This is a genomic window from Bradyrhizobium sp. HKCCYLS3070 (assembly GCF_051167575.1).
Taxonomy (GTDB): Bacteria; Pseudomonadota; Alphaproteobacteria; order Rhizobiales; family Xanthobacteraceae; genus Bradyrhizobium.
In genome coordinates this window covers 346,693-369,717 of the sequence record NZ_JBNPTI010000003.1, presented here as the reverse complement: position 1 = coordinate 369,717, position 23,025 = coordinate 346,693, and the positions used below count along the sequence as shown (strand labels likewise).

The window sequence follows — 23,025 nt, the reverse complement described above, 5'->3', positions numbered from 1 at the left end:
GACGCGGTATTCGCAGGCTGTTGTCGCGATCGCGACAGGCGACGGAACCACTACGATCAACGCTGTTTCCAGCGAGTCCTCGCGGGCCGGTAACGGCGTCTTCCGCGCGCGCCATACTCCGTTTTTCTTATTCGTCAAGCCGTGTACATCGCGCGCGGATTAGGATAAGCAAGAATTGGACCAGTAAGGGAATGTTCTTGCTCCCATGGCGTTGACGCAGAGATTAGAATTCCGCCAGTCGCAGTCGCTGGTGATGACGCCGCAGCTGATGCAGGCGATCAAGCTGCTGCAACTGTCCAATCTCGACCTCTCCACGTTCGTCGAAGAGGAGCTGGAGCGCAATCCGCTGCTGGAGCGGGCCAGCGACGGTCCGGAAACGCCGGTCGCGGGCGAGCAGCAGATGTCCGAGCGCGCCGAGTTCCCGGAAGGTGGCGAGACCGGCGGCGACGATTTCGGCGAGGCCGGCAGCAGCGGCGGTGACAGCTTCGAGGGCGCCCAGGAAGACTGGATGAGCCGCGATCTCGGCACCCGTACGGAGATCGAACAGACGCTCGACACCGGACTCGACAACGTGTTCTCCGAGGAGCCGGCGGAGGCCGCGGCGCGCAACGCGCAGGACGCCGCTCCGACCACCTACACCGAATGGGGCGGCGGCGCCTCCGGCGACGAGGACTACAACCTCGAAGCCTTTGTCGCGGCCGAGACCACGCTGTCGGATCATCTCGCCGAGCAGGCGGCGGTGGCCTTCACCGCGCCGGCCGACCGCATGATCGGCCAGTACCTGATCGATCTCGTCGACGAGGCCGGCTATCTGCCCGCCGATCTTGGCCAGGCCGCCGACCGCCTCGGCGCCGAGCAGGCCGACGTCGATGCGGTGCTCGGCGTGCTGCAGACCTTCGATCCGCCCGGCATCTGCGCCCGCAATTTGAGCGAATGTCTCGCGATCCAGCTGCGCGAGCTCGACCGCTACGATCCGGCGATGCAGGCGCTGGTCGAGCACCTCGATCTCCTGGCCAAGCGCGACTTCGTCGCTCTTCGCAAGCTGTGCGGCGTCGACGACGAGGACCTCGTCGACATGATCGGCGAGATCCGCAGGCTCGATCCGAAGCCGGGGCTGAAGTTCGGCACCACGCGCACACAGACCATGGTGCCCGACGTCTACGTGCGCCCGGGTCCCGACGGCGGCTGGCTGGTCGAGCTCAACAGCGACACGCTGCCGCGCGTCCTGGTGAACCAGCACTATTACTCCGAGCTGTCGAAGACGATCCGCAAGGACGGCGACAAGTCCTACTTCACCGACTGCCTGCAGAACGCGACGTGGCTGGTGCGCGCGCTCGATCAGCGCGCCCGCACGATCCTGAAGGTGGCGACCGAAATCGTGCGCCAGCAGGACGGCTTCTTCACCCACGGTGTCGCGCATCTGCGGCCGCTCAACTTGAAGGCCGTTGCGGATGCGATCCAGATGCATGAATCGACCGTGTCGCGCGTCACCGCCAACAAATACATGGCGACGAATCGCGGCACGTTCGAGCTGAAATATTTCTTCACCGCCTCGATCGCATCGGCTGATGGCGGCGAGGCGCACTCGGCGGAAGCCGTGCGGCATCACATCAAGCAATTGATCGATGCGGAAGATCCCTCCGCAATTCTCTCCGACGACACCATCGTCGAGAAGCTGCGGACCGCCGGCATCGACATCGCCCGTCGCACGGTCGCGAAATACCGGGAGGCGATGCGGATCCCGTCCTCGGTGCAGCGCCGCCGCGACAAGCAGAGCATGCTGGCGCATGCCCTGTCGGCTCCCGCCAGCGCCGACCGCACCCGGGATGCCGCGTCAGTTTGACCGTGCCCCGCGATTGCGCCTTAACCAAATAGGCTTAGTGTCATACTTGGTTCACATGAATCGAGGCGACACATGACCCTGCGGATTTCCGGAAAGAGCATCAGCGTCAGCGAAGCGCTGCGTGGGCGCGTCAGCGAGCGCACCGACGAAGTCTTGCGAAAATACTTCGACGGCAACTATTCCGGCCATGTCACGCTCTCCAAGGACGGTTTCGGGTTCAAGACCGATTGCGCGCTGCACCTCGATTCGGGCATCACCCTGGAGGCCGAATCGAACGCGCCGGACGCCTATGCCAGCGCCGACCAGGCGCTCCTGATGATCGAGAAGCGCCTGCGCCGCTACAAGAGCCGGCTGAAGGACCGCTCGGGGCGCAAATCCCACGCCGCCAATGCGGCGCTCGCCAATCTCGACGGCGCGGTGCTGGATGCGCCGAGCTACGTGATCGAGGCGCCGGCCGAGGGCGACGAGGAGATCACCGGCTACAGCCCGGTGATCATTGCCGAGAACACCACCGCGTTGAAGCGCCTGTCGGTGTCCGAAGCCGTGATGGAGCTCGATCTTTCGGGCGCGCCCTGCATGGTGTTTCAGCACGGTTCCAGCGGCCGGGTGAACATCATCTACCGCCGCGCCGACGGCAATATCGGCTGGGTCGATCCGCCGGCGGTGAAACCGTAGCCGCGCGGACGCCTTCCAGGGATCTCCCGGCGGCGTGAAAACCGGTTCCCGATCAGTTGGTTGGCGGACCGGTTGCGACGTCACGCCACGGCAATGAAGGGATGCGATCAAGCGGTTGGGGCGCTGGCGCCTTCAGGCCGCCACGCTCCGGCGATCTTTAAGGATAGGCTGCGGGAACGCGCTTGCGGGTGTTGGCACGGCCGTTGCGTTGGGGTAGAAGCCCACCCATCGGACACGGGTTAAGCCCGCCTGCCGCCTCAGCTTCTTGACGCCGGTCTGTCCCGACCTATTTCGCACCCTGACGGTTCAATCACCTCGGAACGCCCTATGCCGATTACCGATCTGGTCGCACCCGAGGCGATCGTGCCGGCTTTGAAGGTCATCAGTAAGAAGCAGGCGCTGCAGGAGCTTGCCGCGCGCGCGGCCGCGCTGACCGGGCAGAACGAGCGCAACGTGTTCGAAGTGCTGCTGCAGCGGGAGAAGCTCGGAACCACGGCCGTCGGGTATGGCGTCGCGATTCCCCACGGCAAGCTGCCGAAGCTGGAGAAGCTGTTCGGCCTGTTCGCCCGGCTGGAGCGGCCGATCGATTTTGAGGCCATGGACGGCCAACCGGTCGATCTGGTGTTCCTGCTGCTGGCGCCGGAAGGCGCCGGCGCCGACCATCTGAAGGCCCTGGCGCGGATCGCCCGGCTGCTCCGCGACCAGGATGTCGCCAAGAAGCTCCGTGCCTCGCGCGACGCCCAGGCGATCTATTCGGTGTTGGCGCTGCCGCCCGCTTCCGCCGCCTGACGTCGTATCGCGCCGCCCCGCAAGGACCGACAAAGCCTGCTGGCGAGCCTCCGCGCGGCCCCGAGCCCGTTCGTCCGCTCGCACGTGTGCAACGGCGTCGGCTCGTAGCCGAACTCGACGACGAGCTCCTGGAATGCCTCGCTGCGGAGCAGGTCGAAATGATGCGGCATCATTCGCTCCTTGTAGATGCCGACCTTCCGGCCGCGTCCCGACGACGTCAGGCCGCGGCCGAGCACATCGAGCTCCGCGGCCGTCTTGCGCGGAAGTCCCAGGTAGTCGCAGATGCGGTTAAGGACAGGAAACGACGACCGCGCCACATCGTCGATCGCGAGCTCTGAATAGAGCTCTTCGAACTTCACGGTCAGGCAGGCTGGCGAGTCCAGCCAGCTCATGAACTTCTTGATGCCCGATCGGGGCAAAGAGAGGAGGGTCGATGTGATTCGGGAGGCGTCATCGGGGTGAGCGGCCGATCCGGCCGACCGCAGATAGGCGTTCCACTTCCGCATCTTCGGGTAGGCCGCCGAGTGGTAGACGAAGTCGACCCAGCTCACGACGATGTCGCGGGGGTCGCGGACGATGAACAGCATCTTGTGTTCTGGTCTGCCCAGGAGGTATTGCTCGAGATACGGACAATACTCGGTGTGCGAGGCGCAGGAATAGCCGGAGCGCAGGGCCGACGCCCAGAGCGGGGCCGGAAGCGCGCGTCCGTAGTCGAGCGAACCGTCGGGATTCAGCTTGCTGATCGATGACGTGTAGGTGTGATAGCCGACATCGACATGACCGCCCAGCGCTCTGACGAGTTCGACCAGCAGGTACGTCCCCGCTTTCGGCACGCTGTTGCAGATGACGTAGTAAGGGCTTGGCCCCGGCGGAGGACTGTCAAGAAAGACGTGCCGATTGGGTAGGGTCCCGAGCGCAAGCTCTCGAAAGACGCCTGCATCAAGCCGTGATCCATGCATCTGCCATCCCTACACATGCGCGTCACACATCGGACTAGCGCGTGCCGCAACAGGGACAACTTAAGGATTGGACACCTTCGCCTTAAACCGGGTCGGATTGTATCTGGTTGTCAAATCGACCGTTCCGGACATCGGCGGAAACAAATTTCTCAAAAGCACTTCGGCAGCCGCTTCGTCCTTGGCCGGCTATCGCAATGATCTCGCCATGTAGCGCACCGTCTTGGCGCCGCCATGGATGCCGGCCGTCGCCAGCGGCGCGAAGCCGAGCGCAGCATGAAACGCGTCCGACTGCGGATTGGGCGGATCCAGATTGACCTCGCAGACGATGCGGTCGTGGCCCGCCGCGGTCGCCTCCCGAATCAGCTCCTCATAGAGCTGCCGCGCCAGGCCCCGGCCGCGGGCGGCCGGCGCCACCACGATGCGGTCGACATAGACGAACCGATCGTAGCGCGCGCGAAACCAGCGGTGATTGGGATTATCGTAGACGGCGGCATGGTCGAGCGCGATCATCAGCGCATCGGCCCTGCCAATTCGCCAGGCCAGCCATGCCCGATCGAGCAGTTGCAGGAGCGTTTCGGGCGTGAGCCACGACAGCTCGGAGGCATGCGCATTGTTGAGCGCGAGCAGTGCGTCCGCAAGCGCAGGATCTGCACGCAGTCCGGCCGGGCTCATGGGTGTCGTCATCAAGGTCATGCGCGGCCATCGTTACGAGCAGAAAAAAGGGCCGTCCCCGTTTCCGGGGACCGCCCTCGTGTCAGTCCGTGAGCTGCATGCTCCTCATGAGCATCGCGTCCCAATGAGCGTTGAGTCCCACGAGAAGCGGCCGTTGTCAGCGCTGCGGCTCGGCCTTTGCGTCAGTGGACGCTCACGGCCTGGAGTTCGTGACTCCACGCATTCGCGATCGCGGCTTCGCGGCTGTCGGTGAGCATGATCGGCGTGCCGTCGGCGGCATGCAAGGCGAACAGCTTCAGTCCCGGCGCGATGTGCGGCGCCTGCGGAAACAGTCCCGGTACGTCCTCGGAGCGGATCTGCTTCACGTAAGCGATGTGGCCCTCGCCCAAGGTCGCCAGCGACTCCAGGGAGACGGGGGATTCCGACGCAACATTACCTTCAGTCATGGTCTCGACTCCTTCTGAGACTCAAGCGGTCGAGTCCGCTACTCGTTCCATCAAACCATTATTCGTGTTCATTGATCGCTATTGTCTTAACGATCCGCTCAGGCTCTGGCCTGGCCAGATCGACCGACAACAGCCCGTTCTTCAGATCCGCACCAAGCACATGCATTCCCTCCGCCAGCACGAAGGTGCGCTGGAAGTGGCGCGCGGCGATGCCGCGATGAATGTATTGCCTGGTCTTGTCGTCCTGCTGCCGGCCGCGGATGACGAGCTGGTTTTCCTCAATGGTGACATCGAGTTGGTCGCGGGTGAAACCCGCCACCGCCAGCGTGATCCGCAGACGCTCGGGCTGGCCATTGGTGCGTTCGAACCGCTCGATATTGTAGGGCGGATAGCCGTCGGCACCTTTGACGACGCGGTCGAGCACGCGCTCGATCTCGTCGAAGCCCAGCAGGAACGGGCTGGAGAGCGAAGGAACACGAGACATGGTTTACAAAGTCCTCTCGAAGCGACTTTGATGTATCAGGGCCCTGACGGCACCCCTTGAGCAGCAATATGGGCACGATCCGGGGCGCGTTCAAGCACCTCGAATGCGCCGGAACAGCCTGTCTGTGGAAGGGTTTAAACGGACAGCCGCTGACGGCCGTCGGCCGAGAACAGATGCAGCTTGGCCCTCGGCGCCACGGCGCGAATCCGTGCGCCGATCTCCGGCGCGGCGGTACCCGGCAGCCGCACGATGATGTCGTTGGCGGTCGCGGAGAGCCGGTCATCGCTGCCCGCGTCCTGGCGTGCGCCGTAGACATAGGTCTCGGCGCCGACATGCTCGATCGCCTCGACCCGGAGGTCGAGCCCGACCCCGCCCGCCGGAACGGCGTCGCCGAGCTGGAAATCCTCAGGCCGGATGCCGAGCTGGCCCGCTTCTTGGGGAACCGCGTCGGCGCCGAGCAACTGGGCGCGCACGCCATCGGTCGGCATCAGGTTCATCGGCGGCGCGCCGATGAAGGATGCGACGAAGGTGGTGGCTGGACGCTGATAGATCTCGAGCGGATTGCCGATCTGCTCGACCTTCCCGCCGTTCATCACCACCAGGATGTCGGCGAGCGTCATCGCCTCGAGCTGGTCGTGGGTGACGTAGATCGCGGTGGTGTTGAGCCGGCGCTGCAGCTTGCGGATCTCGACCCGCATCGCGATGCGCAGCTTGGCGTCGAGGTTCGAGAGCGGCTCGTCGAACAGGAACACCTTGGGCTGGCGCACGATGGCGCGGCCCATCGCCACGCGCTGGCGCTGGCCGCCGGAGAGCTGGCGCGGCTTCCGCTCGAGCATGGTGCCGAGCTCGAGGATGCGCGCGGCGTCCTCGACCCGCGTCCTGATCTCCTTTTCCGCCATGCCGCGATTGCGCAGGCCGTAGGCCATGTTGTTGTAGACGGTCATGTGCGGATAGAGCGCGTAGTTCTGGAACACCATCGCGATGTCGCGATCCGCCGGCTCGATGGCATTGACGATGCGGCCGCCGATGTCGATCTCGCCCGAGGTGATCGTCTCGAGCCCCGCGACCATCCGCAGCAGGGTGGATTTGCCGCAGCCCGACGGCCCGACCAGCACGCAGAACTGACCGTCGCCGACGTCGATATCGACGCCTTTGATGGCTTCGAAGCCGCCCTGGTAGACCTTGCGGACGTTGCGGAGGGTGACGTTGGCCATGGCGGTTACCGATAAGGAGGAAGTGACGAGTGGCGAATGGCGAATAGGGAGTGGCGAATAGGGAAGGGCGAATGCATCCTCATGTTCGGATCTCCCTATTCGCCACTCGCCATTCGCTATTCGCCCCTTCGTCACTTTTCCGTCTCCACCAGCCCCTTGACGAACAGGCGCTGCATGACGACGACGACGAACACTGGCGGCAGCATCGCGAGCACGGCCGTCGCCATCACGATCGGCCACTCGGTCAGCGCGTCGGTCGTCGTGATCATCTTGCGGATGCCGATCTGGATGGTCTGCATGTCGTCGCGCGTCGTGATCAGCAGCGGCCAGAGATATTGATTCCAGCCGAGGATGAACAGGATCACGAACAGCGCCGCCATGTTGGTGCGCGACAGCGGCAGCAGGGTGTCCCAGAAGAAGCGGAACGGCCCGGCGCCGTCGATGCGGGACGCCTCCAGCAGCTCGTCGGGCACCGTCATGAAGAACTGGCGGAACAGCAGCGTGGCGGTGGCGGACGCGATCAGCGGCAGCGCGAGCCCGGCATAACTGTCGAGCATGTGGAGGTCGGCGACGATCTTGTAGGTCGGATAGATGCGCACCTCGACCGGCAGCATGAGGGTGATGAAGATGAGCCAGAAGATCGCCATGCGGAACGGGAAGCGGAAGTAGACGACCGCATAGGCCGAGATGATCGAGATCGCGATCTTGCCGACGGCGATCAGCAGCGCCATGACCAGCGAGTTCAAAAGCATGGTCGCAACCGGCTCGCGGGTCGAGCCGCTCGTGCCAACGAAGATCGTCTGATAGTAGGTCGACAGGAAGTGCCCGCCAGGAAGCAGCGACATCTGCCCGTTGGCGATCACCGCATTGTCCTGCGTCGAGGCGACGAATGCGAGATAGACCGGGAACGCGACGATCGCGATTCCGATCCACAGGATGGCGTGCGCGACGTAGCGTCGAATGCCTTCTTGCTCGACCATCAGTAGGTCACCTTGCGCTCGACGAAGCGGAACTGGATCGCCGTCAGTACGATGACGATGACCATCAGAACGACGGATTGTGCGGCCGACGAGCCGAGATTGCCGCCGAGCAGGCCATCGGTATAGACCTTGTAGACCAGCGTCTCGGTGGATTTGCCAGGACCGCCGCGGGTCATCGTGTCGATGATGCCGAAGGTCTCGAAGAAGGCGTAGACGATGTTGATGACCAGCAGGAAGAAGATGGTCGGCGACAGCAGCGGGAAGGTCACGGTCCAGAACCGCCGCATCGGCCGCGCGCCGTCGATCGCGGCGGCCTCGAGCACGCTCCGGGGGATGCTCTGCAGCCCGGCGAGGAAGAACAGGAAGTTGTAGGAGATCTGCTTCCAGGCGGCCGCGAGGATGATCTGCAGCGCCGCCTGGTCGCCGTCGAGCAGCGGATTCCAGTCGATGCCAACAGCGCGCAGATAGCGCGAGATCACGCCGAGCGACGGGTGGAGCATGAAGATCCAGAGCACGCCCACCACCGGCGGCGCCACGGCATAGGGCCAGATCAGCAGCGTGCGATACAGCGTGACGCCACGCAACGGCTTATCCGCCATGACCGCGAGCAGCAGCGCGACCGACAGCGACGAGAGCGCGATGGCGAAGGAGAAGCCGAAGGTGCGGAGAATGGCCTGGAAATAGTCCGGCTGGCTGAGCAGGTCGGCGTAGTTCTCGAACCAGACGAAGCTCGTGGACAGGCCGAACGCGTCCTGCAGCAGGAACGACTGGATGACGGCCTGGATCGCGGGCCAATAGAAGAAGATCAGCACGATCGCGAGCTGGGGAGCGACCAGCACGAACGGCAGCAGTTTTGACTGAAAGATGGCGTTCTTCTGCATGGTCGGTCGGCGAACCGGCAGGCCGCGGGGCGGCCTGCCGGCTCATGGCCTCACTTCACGGCCGTCTTTTCGAACTGGCGCAGCATCTGGTTGCCGCGCTCGACGGCGGCGTCCAGCGCCTGCTTGGCGGTCTTCTTGCCGGCCAGAGCCTGCTCGATTTCCTCCGACCAGACGTCACGCAGTTGCACCATGTTGCCCAGACGCAGGCCGCGGGAATTCTCCGTCGGTTCCTTGTTGGTCAGTTCGAGCAGGGGCGTCTCCAGATAGGGCTGATCCTTGTAGAAGCCCTCGGCCTTGGCCTTCGCATAGGCCGCCTTGGTGATCGGCAGATAGCCCGAGGCCTTGTGGATGTAGACCTGACGATCGGTGTCCGAGAGGAAGGTCAGGAACTTCGCCACGCCCTTGTATTCGTCCGCGCTCTTGCCGCCCATCACCCAGAGCGAGGCGCCGCCGATGATCGAGTTCTGCGGCGCGCCCTTGGCGTCCGGATAATACGGCATCGGCGCGGCGGTGAAGGCGAACTTGGCCTGGGCCTTGACGTTGCCGAAGAACGCCGACGAGGTCAGGTAGATCGGGCATTCGCCCGAGGTGAAGCGGCCCTCGCCGGTGTTGGTGCGGCCGGCATAGTCGTAGGTCTTGTCCTTCTGCAGCTCGACCAGGTTTTCGAGATGCTTGACCTGCAGCGGACCGTTGAACTCCAGCACGGTGTCGAAGCCGTCGAGACCGTTCGCCTTGCTGGCCAGCGGCACGTTGTGCCAGGCGGAGAGCTGCTCGAGATTGACCCAGGTGACCCACGAGCCGGAGAAGCCGCAGGTCGGATGGCCGGCCGCCTTCAGCTTCTTGGCGGTCTCGAACAGCTCGGGCCAGGTCTTCGGGATCTCGGCGTTGACCTTCTTCAGCTCGTCGAGATTGACCCACATCACCGTGGAGGACGAGTTGAAGGGGAACGACAGCATCTCACCCTTGGAGGTCGAGTAGTAGCCCGTGATCGCAGGCAGATAGCTCTTCGGGTCGAACGTCTCGCCGGCGTCCTGCATCAGCTTGTAGACCGGCTTCACGGCGCCGGTGGCGGCCATCATGGTGGCGGTGCCGACCTCGAACACCTGCATGATGTGGGGCGCATTGCCGGCGCGGAAGGCGGCGATGCCGGCATTCATCGTGTCGGCGTAGTTGCCCTTGTAGGTCGGGACGACCTTGTAGTCGGACTGCGAGGCGTTGAAATCGTTGGCGAGCTTGACGATGACGTCGTTGTTGGCGCCGGTCATCGCATGCCACCACTGGATTTCGGTCACGGCATGCGCAGGTGCTGCGGCGCTCAGGACCAGCGTGACTGCCGCAGTCGCGGCCGTCCAGAATTGGCGAAGTGACATTAAAGAATACCTCCCGTGAAACGTCATCGGCGTCGCGGCCGTAGCAGCGCGAGATGACAGTTTCGTGAATGTATAACCGGTTGGATCGTCAGCGGAAAGCGCGTTCATCGCGGCGGAACGCAGCGACTTGCGGGAGACGGTGCCGCGCCGGGGCGATGCCCCGGCCGGCGCTGGCGGTGAGAGACGACAGGCTGATGGCGCCTCAGCGCTTGCGCTCGGCGCACACCGTGCCCTGGGACAGCAGCGCCTCGATCTCGCTCGGCGTGTAACCGAACTCGGTCAGCACCTCCTGCGCGTGCTGACTGAACTTCGGCGGGGTGGAGCGCAGGCTCGGCTTGGTGCGTTCGAGCCGGATCGGCGACGCGACGCCCTTGTACCAGTCCTTCTCGATGACATCGCCGCGGTAGATCGTGTGCGGATTGGTCAGCGCCTGGTCGATCTTCTGCACGGGTCCTGCCGGCAGACCGGCCGCGAGCAGCCGGTCGCACAGCGGCTCCGCCTCGAACTGGCTGAACACGGCGGCAAGCTCGGCGCGCAGCGCCTCGCGGTTGGCGACGCGATCCTTGTTGCGGGCGAAGCGCGGATCGGTGCCGAGTTCGGGGCGGCCGATCTCCTTGGCAAGCTTGCGGAAGGTGCCGTCATTGCCGACGCCGATGAAGATATCGTCGGTCTTGGTCGCGAAGATCGCATACGGAACGAGGTTCGGGTGCTCGTTGCCGGTCAGCGACGGCGGCTTGCCATGCATGAAGTAGTTTGCGGTATGCGGATGCATGATCGCGAGGCCGGTCTCATACAGCGTGACCTCGAGGAACTGACCGATGCCCGAGCGCTGCCGCTCCGACAGCGCCATCAGGATGCCGATCGCGGCATAGAGTCCGGTGGTGATGTCGACCAGCGGCACGCCGATCCGCATCGGTCCGCTCTGCGGCGAGCCGGTCGCCGCGATCATGCCGGTCATCGCCTGGATGATCGCGTCGTAGCCGGGATTGCCGCCGCGCGGGCCATCCGCGCCGAAGCCGCAGATGCGGCAGTGCACCAGCTTGGGGAATGTCTCGCGCAGCGTGTCGCTGCCGATGCCCCACTTCTCCAAGGTGCCAGGCTTGAAGTTCTCGATCAGCACGTCGGCCGTCTCGAGCATCCGCATCAGCACGACGCGGCCGCCCTCGGAGGCGAGGTCGAGGCCGATCGAGCGCTTGTTGCGGTTGATCCCGACGAAATAGGCGGCGTCCTCATCGTGGAAGGGCGGACCCCAGTCGCGCACCTCGTCGCCGGCCGGCGGCTCGACCTTGATCACGTCGGCGCCGTGATCGGCCAGGATCTGCGTGCAATAGGGGCCGCCGAGCACGCGCGTCAGATCGATCACGCGCAGGCCGGCCATGGCGCCGGGAGCAAATTGGGGTGTCATCGGATGTCGCGAGGTTGGTTTCAGCTCGCGATCATTAAGCATTGCTGCGGCGGCGGCGCAAACGGGGGCTGCCATGCGGCAGGACAACGGAGGCCGTCCTGCCGCATGACGGAATTGAAGCTCAGACGACGCTCAGCTTGACGTCGACATTGCCGCGCGTGGCGTTGGAATAGGGGCACACCTCGTGCGCCTTGGCGACCAGCGCTTCGGCGTCGGCCTTGGCGAGTCCGGGCAGCGACACTGCGAGCTCGACGGTGATGCCGAAGCCGCCTTCGGAGCGCGGGCCGATGCCGACCGTCGAGGTCACCGACGTGTCGGCGGGAACCTTGGGGCCGCCCTGCGAGCCGACGAACTTCATCGCGCCGATGAAGCAGGCTGCGTAGCCGGCCGCAAACAACTGCTCCGGATTGTTGCCGGCACCGCCGCCGCCGCCGAGCTCCTTCGGGGTGGAAAGCTTGACCTTGAGCGAGCCGTCGAGGGTAGCGGCTTCGCCGTCGCGGCCGCCGGTGGCCTTGGCGCTGGTCTTGTAGAGCACGTTCACGGACATGGGTGTCTCCTGGTTGGATGGACGAATTCAGCGCGGCCATATTGCACACAATTAGATTGTGTACAATATAATTGTTCGGTAGAAAATTCGTGATCGGTGCGCCGGGCCCGTTGTCGATCCGAGGCGTGCGGGCTCAAGATGCCGATAGGATCGACCTGTGGTGACCTCGATGCGAAAGAAGTCCGCGGCAGACCTGCCGCTCCAGCTCGGCAACCAGCTCTGCTTCGCAGTCTATTCGACCGCGCACGCCTTCAACCGCGTCTACAAGCCCCTGCTCGACCGCCTTGGCCTGACCTATCCGCAATATCTGGTCATGCTGGTGCTGTGGGAGCAGGACGGCTTGACGGTGAAGGACATCGGCGCGCGGCTGTTCCTCGACTCTGGCACGCTGACGCCGCTGCTGAAGCGGATGGAGGCTACGCACCTGATCAAGCGGACCCGGTCGGCGGAGGACGAGCGTCAGGTGATCGTCACCCTCACCGCCCAGGGCGCGGGCCTGCGCGACAAGGCAAGGTCGATCGTGCCGCCCGCGATCCTGGATGCGACGGGCTGCTCGATCGCCGAGCTGGCCGATCTGCACGGCAAGCTGGTGCGCCTGCGGGAGCGGCTCGATGCGGCTGTGGAGGGGTGAGGGGGCTCTAAAGGCGCTTCTTCGCGAAAGCCCGGCCTGAACCCGACTTGAGATATTTCTCGAAGGCAAATGCCTGCTTCACATCGCTGAAGGCAACGTAGGTCTTGAGCCGCCAAGGCCGAAACTTCGATGTGTGCGGGACTTCACCGGCATTGTGCTTCGTGACGCGGGCCGGAACGTCGTCGGTGATGCCTGCGTAGAAATGCTCGCCGTTGAGACTTTCCAGGATGTAAACGAACTTCATCGCAGGCCGCCCTCGACCCTTCACGGGCGCGAATGTGGCAGGTCGTGCTGCGTGGCGTCCAGAGCTTGGATGGGCTGAACTGCTCAGTCGATTGATGAAGGGCATCATGGCCCGGAGCCTAGTCCGCCTTCGCCTTCCCGCCTCCGCCCAAGGGGGCTTCGGCGTCCAGACTACGGCGCGACAGCCTTCGCTCACTTCGCGCAACCGGCAGATTGGGGTGGCTTGCCGAGCCGAAGCTCGCGAAGCGAGCGAAGGCTGGTGGAGCCAGGCGGGATCGAACCGCCGACCTCTTGCATGCCATGCAAGCGCTCTCCCAGCTGAGCTATGGCCCCTGAACCGAGCCGGCGGTCTGGGTGACCGCCGGGGAGCACCGTGAACCACAGTTCGCGGCTGATCTCAAGTGTCTTCGACGATTATTCTTCGTCGCCGCCGACATCACCGATGATGTCGGTCACGTCCTCGTCGCCTTCTTCCTCGTCGGCGATGAAGGTCGAGTCATCATCCTCGTCATCGTCGAGCGTCTCGTCGATCTCGATGTCGTCCTCCGATTCGGGAACGACGGCCTTGACCTTGCCGGAGTTCTCCTCGGCGTCGGCCTCCTCGAGCGGCACCAGCTCCTCGGCCTCCGCGGGCTCGACCACGTCGGCCGCCGCAGCAGCGCGCGCAGCCTCGCCGCGCATGGCGCGGGTGGGCGCGATCGGCGCAATCGGCACGACCTCGCCGGTGTAGGGCGAAATCACCGGGTTCTTGTTGAGGTCGTAGAACTTTTTGCCCGTCGTCGGGCAAATGCGTTTGGTTCCGAGCTCGGATTTGGCCACGTGCAGGCGTCCTGGCAATGTCTGAAAAGCGGTGTCTCACTTGGCTAGTTGCCGCGCCGCTGTCAATAGCGCTGTCAACGGGAAAATCACCGCTCGTGACGGAGGGCGGGGGCTGTGATACCTGCCGCGTCCGAAACACGAGGATCCTGCCGTGAGCACGTCAATCGCCCCGACTCCCCTGGAATCACGCGCCTCAGGGCCCCTCTCGGGCACGATTCGCGTGCCTGGCGACAAGTCGATCTCGCACCGGGCACTGATCCTGGGGGCGCTGTCGGTCGGCGAGACCCGGATTTCCGGCCTGCTGGAGGGCGAGGACGTCCTCAACACCGCCAAATCGATGCGATCCCTGGGTGCCAAGGTCGAGCGCACCGGCGATTTCGCGTGGACCGTCCGTGGCGTCGGGGTGGGCGGCTTCGCCCAGCCGAGCGCGCCGCTCGATTTCGGCAACTCCGGCACCGGCTGCAGGCTGGTGATGGGCGCCGTGGCCGGTTGCCCGATCACGGCCGTTTTCGACGGTGATGCCTCGCTGCGCAGCCGTCCGATGCGGCGCATCCTCGACCCGCTGGTGCTGATGGGCGCCAAGGTGACCGCCAGCGCCGAGGGCGGCAAGCTTCCGTTAACCCTGCAGGGCGCCGGCAACCCGGTGCCGATCGAGTACCGCACGCCGGTGGCTTCGGCCCAGATCAAGTCGGCGGTGCTGCTCGCGGGCCTCGCCGCGCCCGGTGTGACCACCGTGATCGAGCAGGAGGCCAGCCGCGACCACACCGAGCTGATGCTGAAGCATTTCGGCGCGGAGATCGTGACCACGCCGGAAGGGTCTCATGGCCGCCGCATCGCACTGACCGGCCAGCCGGAGCTGCGTGGTGCGCCAGTGATCGTTCCCGCCGACCCGTCCTCGGCCGCGTTCCCGCTGGTCGCCGCGCTGATCGTCGACGGCTCGGACCTCGTGCTGTCGGACGTGATGACCAACCCGCTGCGCACCGGCCTGTTCACGACCTTGCGCGAGATGGGCGCCTCGATCGAGGAGGACGACGTCCGCGGCGATGCCGGCGAGCCGATGGCCCGCCTGCGCGTGCGCGCCTCGAAGCTGCGCGGCGTCGTGGTGCCGCCCGAGCGGGCGCCGTCGATGATCGACGAATATCTCGTCTTGGCCGTCGCCGCCGCCTATGCCGAGGGCACGACCATCATGCGCGGCCTGCATGAGCTGCGCGTCAAGGAATCCGACCGGCTCGAGGCCACCGCGGCCATGCTGCGTGTCAACGGCGTCAAGGTCGAGATCACCGGCGACGATCTGATCGTCGAGGGCCGCGGTCACGTGCCGGGCGGCGGCATCGTCGCGACCCACATGGACCACCGCATCGCGATGTCCGCCCTGGTGATGGGTCTCGCGTCCGACAAGCCGGTCAGGGTCGACGACACCGCCTTCATCGCCACCAGCTTCCCCGATTTCATCCCGCTGATGTGCAAGGCGGGCGCGGATTTCGCATGATCATCGCCATCGACGGCCCGGCGGCCTCGGGCAAGGGCACCCTGGCCAAGCGTCTCGCGGCGCATTACGGCCTCAGGCACCTGGATACGGGCGTGATCTACCGGGCGGTCGCGCATGCGCTACTGACCGCCGGCATCGACCTCAAGGACGAGGCGCGGGCAGCGGACGTCGCCATGAGCCTGGATCCCTCTAGCTTCGACAATCCGGCGCTGAGGTCGCACCAGGTCGGGTCCGTGGCCTCGGTGGTATCGGCGTTGCCGAAAGTGCGCGAAGCGCTGGTGGCTTTCCAGCGCCAGTTCGCAAGCCGGCCGCCCGGTGCCGTGCTCGACGGCCGCGACATCGGAACCGTGATCTGCCCGGACGCCGAGGTGAAGATCTACGTCGTCGCCGATCCCCGCATCCGGGCGCATCGTCGCACCCTCGAGGCGCTTTCACGTGGGGAACCGGCCGATGAGGCGGCCATTCTGGCCGACATCCTGGCGCGCGACGAGCGTGACCAGAACCGGGCCGTCGCGCCTTTAAAACAAGCCCCGGATGCTTACTTGCTTGACAACTCCCATTTGGATATAGAAGGCGGCGTCCGGGCCGCCATCGATATCGTCGAGGCCGTTCGAGCGGGCCGCCAGCGGGTTTGATTTCCGCCGGCGTCATTGGAGGAATGCCCGCTCCCGCCCTTGACCGTCGATAGCTCGATTGCGGTTCAATCGAGTCCGATCATCCGGACGCACTTCATACGTATCGCATGTGCAGGCACTGCCGGCCCGCGTCGTTTGCGCTTATCGCGCATCGCGCGGACGTCTGGGGATTTGTGGACCTCCAGGCACTGTCCATTCGATGCGCCGATCAACCCAAGCTGGCGAGAATGTCCGCATCTGGAGAACAAATGGCTTCGAGTATCTCTGCTTCTTCCTACAATCCCAGCCGCGATGATTTCGCCGCGATGCTGGACGAGTCCTTCACGAAGGGCAACCTGCAGGAAAGCTCTGTCGTCAAGGGCAAGGTTGTTGCGATCGAGAAGGACATGGCCGTCATCGACGTCGGCCTGAAGACCGAAGGCCGCGTGGCGCTGCGCGAATTCGCCGGGCCCGGCCGTGACAGTGAATTGAAAGTCGGCGACGAGGTCGAAGTGTTCCTCGATCGTATCGAGAACGCACTCGGCGAAGCGGTGCTGTCGCGCGACAAGGCGCGTCGCGAAGAGAGCTGGGGCAAGCTCGAGAAGGCGTTCCAGAACAACGAAAAGGTCAACGGCGTCATCTTCAACCAGGTCAAGGGCGGCTTCACCGTCGACCTCGACGGTGCCGTGGCCTTCCTGCCGCGCTCGCAGGTCGACATCCGTCCGATCCGCGACGTCGCGCCGCTGATGAACAACTCGCAGCCGTTCCAGATCCTCAAGATGGACCGTCGCCGCGGCAACATCGTCGTGTCGCGCCGGACCGTGCTGGAAGAGACCCGCGCCGAGCAGCGCCAGGAGCTGGTGCAGAACCTCGAAGAGGGTCAGGTCATCGACGGCGTCGTCAAGAACATCACCGATTACGGTGCGTTCGTCGACCTCGGCGGCATCGACGGCCTGCTGCACGTCACCGACATCGCCTGGCGCCGTGTCAACCATCCGACCGAGGTGCTCAGCATCGGTCAGACGGTCAAGGTCAAGATCATCAAGATCAACCACGAGACGCACCGCATCTCGCTGGGCATGAAGCAGCTCTTGGACGATCCGTGGCAGGGCATCGAGGCGAAGTACCCGCTGCAGGCCCGCTTCCACGGCCGCGTCACCAACATCACCGACTACGGCGCGTTCGTCGAGCTCGAGCCGGGCATCGAAGGCCTGATCCACGTCTCCGAGATGTCGTGGACCAAGAAGAACATGCACCCCGGCAAGATCGTGTCGACCTCGCAGGAGGTCGAAGTGCAGGTGCTCGAGGTTGACAGCGTCAAGCGCCGCATCTCGCTCGGCCTCAAGCAGACCATGCGCAATCCGTGGGAGGTCTTCGTCGAGAAGCATCCGACGGGTTCGGTGGTCGAGGGCGAGGTCAAGAACAAGACCGAGTTCGGCTTGTTCCTGGGTCTCGAAGGCGACGTCGACGGCATGGTCCATCTGTCGGATCTCGACTGGAAGCTGCCGGGCGAGCAGGTCATCGACAACTACAAGAAGGGCGACATGGTCAAGGCCGTGGTGCTCGACGTCGACGTGGAGAAGGAGCGCATCTCGCTCGGCATCAAGCAGCTCGAAGGCGATCCCTTCGCCGAGCCGGGCGATGTCAAGAAGGGCGCGGTCGTCACTTGCGAGGTGCTCGACGTCAAGGACGGCGGCATCGACGTCAAGATCACCGGCACCGACTTCACCACCTTCATCAAGCGCTCCGAGCTGGCGCGCGATCGCAACGACCAGCGCACCGAGCGGTTCGCCGTCGGTGAGAAGGTCGATGCCCGCGTGATCCAGTTCGACAAGAAGGCCCGCAAGGTGCAGGTGTCGATCAAGGCGCTGGAAGTCGCGGAAGAGAAGGAAGCCATCGCGCAGTACGGCTCGTCCGATTCGGGCGCCACGCTGGGCGACATCCTGGGCACCGCGCTCAAGAACCGCGACTCGAAGTAAGTCTTCGCGTCCTGCGATCAGATCAAAGCCCCGGCGCAAGCCGGGGCTTTTTTGTTCCGGCGAGGCAAGGACGCGCGTGCCGGCCGCGCGGATCCGGCCTCGCCGCAAGCCTTCCTTTCTTCAAATTGCGCCGCGATTGATGTAATCGGATAACGAGATATTCAGGCTGCGGATGCAAAACGCGCCGAGACTTCCAGGAGCTGCCCATGTCGCTTGATTCGGATGTGATCGTCGATCGCCGCAGGCTGCGCCGCAAGCTGACGTTCTGGCGCGTCGTCGCGGTGCTGATCGCGATTGCGGCTCTGTCCGCCATCGGTCTCGCCATGTCGCCGCGCGGCCGCACCGTGCTCTCGACCTCCGGCTCGATCGCTCGCGTCAATATCGAGGGCCTGATCCGCAGCGACCATGAGCGCGTCGAGGCGCTGGAGCGGCTCGAAAACTCCTCGGCCGAAGCCGTCATCGTTCACATCAATTCGCCGGGCGGCACCACCGCCGGCTCCGAGCAGCTCTACGATTCGCTGGTCCGGCTGAAGGCGAAGAAGCCGCTGGTCGTCGTCGTGGAAGGCCTCGCGGCGTCCGGCGGCTACATCGGCGCGATCGCTGCCGACCACATCGTCGCGCAGCAGAGCTCGCTGGTCGGCTCGATCGGCGTGCTGTTTCAATATCCCAATGTCGGCGAGCTGTTGAAGACGGTCGGCGTGAAGATCGAGGAGGTCAAATCCTCGCCGCTGAAGGCCGCCCCCAACGGCTACGAGCCGACCAGCCCGGAAGCGCGTGCGGCGCTCGACGCCCTGGTCAAGGATTCCTATGCCTGGTTCCGCGGACTGGTGAAGGACCGCCGCGCCATGAACGATGAGCAGTTGGAGAAGGTGGCCGATGGCCGCGTCTTCACCGGCAGGCAGGCAATCGACCTGAAGCTGATCGACGAGCTCGGCGACGAGAAGACCGCGGTCGCTTGGCTCGTCGCCAACAAGAACGTCAAGAAGGACCTTCCGGTGCGCGACTACAAGCTCACGCCGCGGTTCGGCGATCTCACCTTCCTGCGAACGGCCACCTCGATCGCGCTCGACGCCGTCGGCCTCTCCGGAATCGCCCGCCAGATCGAGCGCACCGGCGTGGTCCAGGCGGTGGACCGGATCGGTCTCGACGGCATGCTCGCGCTCTGGACGCCCGCGCCGGGCAATTGAACCCGCAAAGACCATTCCCAGGGCAATCTTCCCGCTTCGCGTGTGCCGTGGCGAGACCCCGTACCGGGCCCCGCACCCCGATTCACGGCCGCGATGAATGATTTAGCGTCTTGACAGTCCAGCATATTTTCACGGAAATGGGACTTGTCTCCCCGGGTACATTTTCTCGATGATCAAATCCGAGCTTGTTCAGCGTATCGCCGAGCACAACCCGCATCTCTACCAGCGGGATGTCGAGAACATCGTCAATGCGATCCTCGATGAGATCGTCGCGGCGCTCGCCCGCGGTGACCGCGTCGAGTTGCGCGGCTTCGGCGCCTTCTCGGTCAAGCATCGGCCGGCCCGCGCCGGGCGCAACCCACGGACCGGAGCTCATGTCCCGGTGGACCAGAAAAGCGTCCCGTTCTTCAAAACGGGCAAGGAAATGCGCGAGCGGCTGAACCGGGACAATCCCGCCGGCGCCGCGGCTGACGACGCCGACGATTGAAGCATCTCGCGCCGGCCGTGCCAATCGTCTGCGGCTGATTTCGAGGCGAATCCGGCCTGACCGACACGAGCGAGCGCATGCGAAAATTCTTCACTGTCGTGGTCGTCCTTCCGCTGCTGGTGCTGTTCGTCATCTTCGCGGTCGCCAATCGGCATTTCGTTACCGTGTCGTTTGATCCCTTCAACGCGACTGATCCGGCGCTCTCGGCGTCGGTCCCGCTGTTCGCCTTGATCATCGCCGTCGCGATCCTGGGCGTGATCGCGGGTGGCTGTGCCACCTGGATCGGCCAGCGCCGCTGGCGGCGGGCCGCGCGCCGCCATCAGGCCGATGCCGAAGCGGCCCGCGCGCAGGTGGCGCAGTTGAGCGCCGCGGCGCGTGCAAAACAGGGCTCTGCGCAATCTCTGGTTCCGGCTGCGCCGGCGCGGCTTTTCGCCCCTTATGGGCGAGACAAGCAGGGCGCCGCGTTGTAGAAGGCGCGAAAGCTCGGCGGCCCTGGAAGCCGCCGGCTTCTGGTGATCCTTTCCGCCCGGACGTGCGTTGTTCATTGATGTCCCTGCTCGTCAAAATCTGCGGCCTGACCACGCCCGACACCCTCGCTGCGGCGCTCGACGCGGGCGCCGACATGGTGGGCTTCGTGTTCTTTCCGCCGTCCCCACGCCATGTCGGCCTGACGGCCGCGCGTGAGCTGGGTCGTGACGTCAGGGGGCGCGCGCTCAAGGTGGCGCTGACCGTCGATGCCGACGACGCGATGATCGAAAACATCGTCGAGACGCTGCGGCCTGATCTCCTGCAGCTGCATGGCCGCGAAAGCATCGCGCGCGTCCGCGACCTCAAGCAGCGCTTCGGCCTACCCATCATGAAGGCCATTCCGGTCGCGACCGACGCCGATCTCGCGCCGTTGGCGAGCTATGCCGACGTGTGCGACCGCATCCTGTTCGATGCGCGGGCGCCCAAGGAGGCGACCCGCCCCGGCGGCCTCGGTGCCACCTTCGATTGGCGTCTGCTACAGGGCGTGAAGCTCGATCGCCCGTTCATGGTCTCCGGCGGTCTGAGCGCCGACAACGTCGCGGAGGCCGTGCGGATCACCCGCGCGGGCGGCGTCGACGTGTCATCTGGCGTCGAACGGGCGCCGGGTGTGAAGGATTGCGACATGATCCGGGATTTCATTCGCGCGGCGCGGGCCGCTGAAGAGTTGAGCGTTCAATGACGACAGCCATTCCCAATTCCTACCGCAGCGGTCCGGACGACCGCGGTCACTTCGGCATCTTCGGCGGCCGCTTCGTCGCCGAAACCCTGATGCCGCTGATCCTCGATCTGGAAAAGGCCTATGCGGAGGCCAAGGCCGATCCCGCGTTTCATGCCGAGATGAACGGCTATCTGAAGAACTACGTGGGCCGGCCCTCGCCGCTGTACTACGCAGAGCGCCTGACCGAGCATCTCGGCGGCGCCAAGATCTACTTCAAGCGCGAGGAGCTCAATCACACCGGCTCGCACAAGGTCAACAACGTGCTCGGCCAGATCATGGTCGCGCGCCGCATGGGCAAGAAGCGCATCATCGCCGAGACCGGCGCCGGCCAGCACGGCGTGGCGACCGCGACGCTGTGCGCGCGTTTCGGGCTCGATTGCGTCGTCTACATGGGCGCGGTCGACGTCGAGCGGCAGCAGCCCAACGTGATCCGCATGGAGATGCTCGGCGCCAAGGTGGTGCCGGTGCAGTCCGGCGCCAAGACCCTGAAGGATGCGATGAACGAGGCGCTGCGTGACTGGGTCACCAACGTCCACAACACGTTCTACTGCATCGGCACGGTCGCCGGTCCGCACCCCTATCCGATGATGGTGCGCGACTTCCAGTCGGTGATCGGCAACGAGACCCGCACGCAGATGCAGGAGGCCGAGGGCCGGCTGCCGGACTCGCTGATCGCGTGCATCGGCGGCGGCTCCAATGCGATGGGCCTGTTCCATCCGTTCCTCGATGATCCCTCGGTCGAGATCTATGGCGTGGAAGCGGCGGGCCATGGCCTGACGCATCTGCACGCCGCCTCGATCGCCGGCGGCCGCCCCGGCGTGCTGCACGGCAACCGCACCTATCTGCTCATGGACGAGGACGGGCAGATCGAGGAGGCGCATTCGATCTCGGCCGGTCTCGATTATCCCGGCATCGGGCCGGAGCATTCCTGGCTGCACGAGGTCGGTCGCGTGAACTATTTGTCGGCGACCGATGAGGAAGCGCTGGCGGCGTTCCAGCTGCTGTCGCGGCTCGAGGGCATCATTCCGGCGCTGGAGCCCGCGCACGCGATCGCCAAGGTGATGGAGCTCGCGCCGAAGAAGTCGAAGGACCATCTGATGGTGGTCAACATGTCCGGCCGCGGCGACAAGGACGTGCCGCAGGTGGGCGACATCTTGCGAGGAAGGGCCAAGGCATCGTGACCAGCCGGATGGATGCGCGCTTCGCGCAATTGAAGCAAGAAGGCCGCTCGGCGTTCGTCACCTTCGTGATGTCAGGCGACCCTGATCCTGAAACCTCGCTCGCGATCGTCAAGTCGCTGCCGCAGGCTGGCGCTGACATCATCGAGATCGGCATGCCGTTCACCGATCCGATGGCCGATGGTCCGTCGATCCAGGCGGCGGGTCTGCGCGCGCTCAAGGCCGGCATGACCTTGAGGAAGACGCTGCAGCTCGTGCGCAGCTTCCGCGAGGGCGACGCGGCGACGCCGATCGTGCTGATGGGCTACTACAACCCGATCTACATCTACGGCGTCGACAAGTTCCTCGATGATGCGAAGAGCGCCGGCGTCGATGGCCTGATCATCGTCGACCTGCCACCGGAGGAAGACAGCGAGCTGTGCATTCCCGCGCTGAAGGCGGGGCTGAATTTCATCCGGCTGGCGACGCCGACGACCGATGACAAGCGGCTGCCGGCGGTGCTCGCGAACACCTCGGGCTTCGTCTACTACGTCTCTATCACCGGCATCACCGGCGCGGCGGCGGCGGATTCGTCCGCCGTCGGTGCCGCCGTGGCCCGGATCAAGCGGCATACGGCGCTGCCTGTCTGCGTCGGCTTCGGCATCCGGACACCGGAGACCGCCCGCGCCATCGCCGCCAATGCCGACGGCGCTGTGGTCGGCACCGCCCTGGTTGACGCGCTCCGCGCCAGCCTGGACGCCGAGGGCCGCGCGACCGCCAAGACCGTGAGCGCCGTCGCCGATCTGGCCGCTGCGCTGGCAAGGGGCGTGCACGGGGCGCAACAGGCCGCGGAATAGGCCGTCAACCACTATTCGACCGGGCGTCGCGGCCGTCTTGCCGTGACCCCG

The 23,025-nt window shown here is 65.1% G+C and carries 25 protein-coding genes and 1 tRNA gene; 13 read left to right on the top strand and 13 right to left on the bottom strand.

The window, feature by feature from the left end; genetic code table 11:
- The first annotated feature begins 205 nt into the window (after positions 1–205).
- The 3 genes from rpoN to ptsN all read left to right on the top strand — a co-directional run bounded on the left by rpoN (position 206) and on the right by ptsN (position 3,307).
- A complete protein-coding gene (rpoN, locus tag ACQR03_RS14180; RefSeq protein ID WP_316201870.1) occupies positions 206–1,843 on the top strand; it encodes an RNA polymerase factor sigma-54 in 1,638 nt (545 codons plus the stop codon).
- Positions 1,844–1,915: 72 nt separating this feature from the next.
- The gene (hpf, locus tag ACQR03_RS14175) at positions 1,916–2,518 is read left to right on the top strand and encodes a ribosome hibernation-promoting factor, HPF/YfiA family (RefSeq protein WP_315741249.1); all 603 of its coding nucleotides are present in this window, start codon (positions 1,916–1,918) and stop codon (positions 2,516–2,518) included.
- Positions 2,519–2,845: 327 nt separating this feature from the next.
- The gene (ptsN, locus tag ACQR03_RS14170; RefSeq protein ID WP_315716874.1) at positions 2,846–3,307 is read left to right on the top strand and encodes a PTS IIA-like nitrogen regulatory protein PtsN; all 462 of its coding nucleotides are present in this window, start codon (positions 2,846–2,848) and stop codon (positions 3,305–3,307) included.
- Here the strand turns inward: ptsN and ACQR03_RS14165 are convergent.
- The 10 genes from ACQR03_RS14165 to ACQR03_RS14120 all read right to left on the bottom strand — a co-directional run bounded on the left by ACQR03_RS14165 (position 3,268) and on the right by ACQR03_RS14120 (position 12,265).
- Positions 3,268–4,140: a hypothetical protein gene (locus tag ACQR03_RS14165; protein WP_315729361.1), complete on the bottom strand. Its 873-nt coding sequence runs from the start codon at positions 4,138–4,140 to the stop codon at positions 3,268–3,270. The two genes, ptsN and ACQR03_RS14165, sit on opposite strands and share 40 nt — an antisense overlap.
- Positions 4,141–4,452: 312 nt before the next feature.
- Positions 4,453–4,959 (bottom strand): GNAT family N-acetyltransferase, encoded by a 507-nt coding sequence (locus tag ACQR03_RS14160; RefSeq protein ID WP_315716876.1) that lies wholly within the window; start codon positions 4,957–4,959, stop codon positions 4,453–4,455.
- A gap of 161 nt (positions 4,960–5,120) precedes the next feature.
- Positions 5,121–5,384 (bottom strand): DUF1150 family protein, encoded by a 264-nt coding sequence (locus ACQR03_RS14155; RefSeq protein WP_009026315.1) that lies wholly within the window; start codon positions 5,382–5,384, stop codon positions 5,121–5,123.
- A gap of 58 nt (positions 5,385–5,442) precedes the next feature.
- The gene (locus tag ACQR03_RS14150; protein WP_006613108.1) at positions 5,443–5,868 is read right to left on the bottom strand and encodes an Hsp20 family protein; all 426 of its coding nucleotides are present in this window, start codon (positions 5,866–5,868) and stop codon (positions 5,443–5,445) included.
- Positions 5,869–6,002: 134 nt separating this feature from the next.
- Positions 6,003–7,082 carry a sn-glycerol-3-phosphate import ATP-binding protein UgpC gene (locus tag ACQR03_RS14145; RefSeq protein ID WP_434841481.1) on the bottom strand — a complete coding sequence of 360 codons (1,080 nt, stop codon included), beginning with the start codon at positions 7,080–7,082 and terminating at the stop codon, positions 6,003–6,005.
- A 131-nt stretch (positions 7,083–7,213) separates the two neighbouring features.
- The gene (gene ugpE, locus ACQR03_RS14140; protein WP_315716878.1) at positions 7,214–8,062 is read right to left on the bottom strand and encodes a sn-glycerol-3-phosphate ABC transporter permease UgpE; all 849 of its coding nucleotides are present in this window, start codon (positions 8,060–8,062) and stop codon (positions 7,214–7,216) included.
- A complete protein-coding gene (gene ugpA / locus ACQR03_RS14135) occupies positions 8,062–8,943 on the bottom strand; it encodes a sn-glycerol-3-phosphate ABC transporter permease UgpA (RefSeq protein ID WP_315716879.1) in 882 nt (293 codons plus the stop codon). Before ugpA ends, ugpE begins: the two co-directional genes overlap by 1 nt.
- 50 nt (positions 8,944–8,993) lie before the next feature.
- Positions 8,994–10,313: a sn-glycerol-3-phosphate ABC transporter substrate-binding protein UgpB gene (gene ugpB, locus ACQR03_RS14130; RefSeq protein WP_316173508.1), complete on the bottom strand. Its 1,320-nt coding sequence runs from the start codon at positions 10,311–10,313 to the stop codon at positions 8,994–8,996.
- A gap of 202 nt (positions 10,314–10,515) precedes the next feature.
- A complete protein-coding gene (locus ACQR03_RS14125; RefSeq protein WP_315716881.1) occupies positions 10,516–11,718 on the bottom strand; it encodes a CaiB/BaiF CoA transferase family protein in 1,203 nt (400 codons plus the stop codon).
- A gap of 121 nt (positions 11,719–11,839) precedes the next feature.
- On the bottom strand, positions 11,840–12,265 hold the full coding sequence (locus tag ACQR03_RS14120) for an organic hydroperoxide resistance protein (RefSeq protein ID WP_009026309.1): 426 nt from the start codon (positions 12,263–12,265) through the stop codon (positions 11,840–11,842).
- A gap of 169 nt (positions 12,266–12,434) precedes the next feature.
- On the opposite strand from ACQR03_RS14120, the gene ACQR03_RS14115 reads away from it, so the two are divergent.
- The gene (locus tag ACQR03_RS14115) at positions 12,435–12,896 is read left to right on the top strand and encodes a MarR family winged helix-turn-helix transcriptional regulator (protein WP_315716963.1); all 462 of its coding nucleotides are present in this window, start codon (positions 12,435–12,437) and stop codon (positions 12,894–12,896) included.
- Between the two features lie 7 nt (positions 12,897–12,903).
- Here ACQR03_RS14115 and ACQR03_RS14110 read toward each other — a convergent pair whose 3' ends face one another.
- From ACQR03_RS14110 to ACQR03_RS14100, 3 genes are all read right to left on the bottom strand, one after another.
- Complete coding sequence (locus tag ACQR03_RS14110) at positions 12,904–13,248, bottom strand: GIY-YIG nuclease family protein (protein ID WP_315750466.1); 345 nt, start codon at positions 13,246–13,248, stop codon at positions 12,904–12,906.
- A 148-nt stretch (positions 13,249–13,396) separates the two neighbouring features.
- A tRNA-Ala gene (locus ACQR03_RS14105) sits at positions 13,397–13,472 on the bottom strand.
- An 81-nt stretch (positions 13,473–13,553) separates the two neighbouring features.
- Positions 13,554–13,958 (bottom strand): TIGR02300 family protein, encoded by a 405-nt coding sequence (locus tag ACQR03_RS14100; protein WP_315716883.1) that lies wholly within the window; start codon positions 13,956–13,958, stop codon positions 13,554–13,556.
- 151 nt (positions 13,959–14,109) lie between these two features.
- On the opposite strand from ACQR03_RS14100, the gene aroA reads away from it, so the two are divergent.
- The 9 genes from aroA to trpA all read left to right on the top strand — a co-directional run bounded on the left by aroA (position 14,110) and on the right by trpA (position 22,974).
- Positions 14,110–15,447 carry a 3-phosphoshikimate 1-carboxyvinyltransferase gene (aroA, locus tag ACQR03_RS14095; protein ID WP_316173509.1) on the top strand — a complete coding sequence of 446 codons (1,338 nt, stop codon included), beginning with the start codon at positions 14,110–14,112 and terminating at the stop codon, positions 15,445–15,447.
- Complete coding sequence (cmk, locus tag ACQR03_RS14090) at positions 15,444–16,082, top strand: (d)CMP kinase (protein ID WP_316193804.1); 639 nt, start codon at positions 15,444–15,446, stop codon at positions 16,080–16,082. Before aroA ends, cmk begins: the two co-directional genes overlap by 4 nt.
- Positions 16,083–16,330: 248 nt before the next feature.
- Positions 16,331–18,040 carry a 30S ribosomal protein S1 gene (rpsA, locus tag ACQR03_RS14085; protein WP_316193805.1) on the top strand — a complete coding sequence of 570 codons (1,710 nt, stop codon included), beginning with the start codon at positions 16,331–16,333 and terminating at the stop codon, positions 18,038–18,040.
- Positions 18,041–18,246: 206 nt separating this feature from the next.
- Entirely contained in the window at positions 18,247–19,227 is a 981-nt protein-coding gene (gene sppA, locus ACQR03_RS14080) for a signal peptide peptidase SppA (protein ID WP_315750463.1), read from the top strand.
- Positions 19,228–19,396: 169 nt separating this feature from the next.
- Positions 19,397–19,714, top strand: a complete 318-nt coding sequence (locus ACQR03_RS14075; protein ID WP_315716888.1) for an integration host factor subunit beta — start codon at positions 19,397–19,399, stop codon at positions 19,712–19,714.
- Between the two features lie 77 nt (positions 19,715–19,791).
- Positions 19,792–20,184, top strand: coding sequence for a lipopolysaccharide assembly protein LapA domain-containing protein (locus tag ACQR03_RS14070; RefSeq protein WP_315750462.1), 393 nt, complete (start codon positions 19,792–19,794; stop codon positions 20,182–20,184).
- A gap of 77 nt (positions 20,185–20,261) precedes the next feature.
- Entirely contained in the window at positions 20,262–20,921 is a 660-nt protein-coding gene (locus tag ACQR03_RS14065) for a phosphoribosylanthranilate isomerase (protein ID WP_315750461.1), read from the top strand.
- On the top strand, positions 20,918–22,141 hold the full coding sequence (gene trpB / locus ACQR03_RS14060) for a tryptophan synthase subunit beta (protein ID WP_315716891.1): 1,224 nt from the start codon (positions 20,918–20,920) through the stop codon (positions 22,139–22,141). Before ACQR03_RS14065 ends, trpB begins: the two co-directional genes overlap by 4 nt.
- Positions 22,138–22,974 carry a tryptophan synthase subunit alpha gene (gene trpA / locus ACQR03_RS14055; RefSeq protein WP_315716892.1) on the top strand — a complete coding sequence of 279 codons (837 nt, stop codon included), beginning with the start codon at positions 22,138–22,140 and terminating at the stop codon, positions 22,972–22,974. Before trpB ends, trpA begins: the two co-directional genes overlap by 4 nt.
- Positions 22,975–23,025: the final 51 nt, after the last annotated feature.

Bases quoted from the DNA above. Each gene is read 5' to 3' on its own strand.
- ACQR03_RS14110 (WP_315750466.1), bottom strand. From the start codon at position 13,248: ATGATGCCCTTCATCAATCGACTGAGCAGTTCAGCCCATCCAAGCTCT.
- ACQR03_RS14070 (WP_315750462.1), top strand. From the start codon at position 19,792: ATGCGAAAATTCTTCACTGTCGTGGTCGTCCTTCCGCTGCTGGTGCTG.
- ACQR03_RS14150 (WP_006613108.1), bottom strand. From the start codon at position 5,868: ATGTCTCGTGTTCCTTCGCTCTCCAGCCCGTTCCTGCTGGGCTTCGAC.
- ACQR03_RS14125 (WP_315716881.1), bottom strand. From the start codon at position 11,718: ATGACACCCCAATTTGCTCCCGGCGCCATGGCCGGCCTGCGCGTGATC.
- ugpA (WP_315716879.1), bottom strand. From the start codon at position 8,943: ATGCAGAAGAACGCCATCTTTCAGTCAAAACTGCTGCCGTTCGTGCTG.
- sppA (WP_315750463.1), top strand. From the start codon at position 18,247: ATGTCGCTTGATTCGGATGTGATCGTCGATCGCCGCAGGCTGCGCCGC.
- rpoN (WP_316201870.1), top strand. From the start codon at position 206: ATGGCGTTGACGCAGAGATTAGAATTCCGCCAGTCGCAGTCGCTGGTG.
- ptsN (WP_315716874.1), top strand. From the start codon at position 2,846: ATGCCGATTACCGATCTGGTCGCACCCGAGGCGATCGTGCCGGCTTTG.
- cmk (WP_316193804.1), top strand. From the start codon at position 15,444: ATGATCATCGCCATCGACGGCCCGGCGGCCTCGGGCAAGGGCACCCTG.
- ACQR03_RS14160 (WP_315716876.1), bottom strand. From the start codon at position 4,959: ATGACCTTGATGACGACACCCATGAGCCCGGCCGGACTGCGTGCAGAT.
- ACQR03_RS14155 (WP_009026315.1), bottom strand. From the start codon at position 5,384: ATGACTGAAGGTAATGTTGCGTCGGAATCCCCCGTCTCCCTGGAGTCG.
- trpB (WP_315716891.1), top strand. From the start codon at position 20,918: ATGACGACAGCCATTCCCAATTCCTACCGCAGCGGTCCGGACGACCGC.
- ugpB (WP_316173508.1), bottom strand. From the start codon at position 10,313: ATGTCACTTCGCCAATTCTGGACGGCCGCGACTGCGGCAGTCACGCTG.
- ACQR03_RS14065 (WP_315750461.1), top strand. From the start codon at position 20,262: ATGTCCCTGCTCGTCAAAATCTGCGGCCTGACCACGCCCGACACCCTC.
- hpf (WP_315741249.1), top strand. From the start codon at position 1,916: ATGACCCTGCGGATTTCCGGAAAGAGCATCAGCGTCAGCGAAGCGCTG.
- rpsA (WP_316193805.1), top strand. From the start codon at position 16,331: ATGGCTTCGAGTATCTCTGCTTCTTCCTACAATCCCAGCCGCGATGAT.
- ACQR03_RS14145 (WP_434841481.1), bottom strand. From the start codon at position 7,082: ATGGCCAACGTCACCCTCCGCAACGTCCGCAAGGTCTACCAGGGCGGC.
- ACQR03_RS14115 (WP_315716963.1), top strand. From the start codon at position 12,435: ATGCGAAAGAAGTCCGCGGCAGACCTGCCGCTCCAGCTCGGCAACCAG.
- ACQR03_RS14075 (WP_315716888.1), top strand. From the start codon at position 19,397: ATGATCAAATCCGAGCTTGTTCAGCGTATCGCCGAGCACAACCCGCAT.
- ugpE (WP_315716878.1), bottom strand. From the start codon at position 8,062: ATGGTCGAGCAAGAAGGCATTCGACGCTACGTCGCGCACGCCATCCTG.
- ACQR03_RS14120 (WP_009026309.1), bottom strand. From the start codon at position 12,265: ATGTCCGTGAACGTGCTCTACAAGACCAGCGCCAAGGCCACCGGCGGC.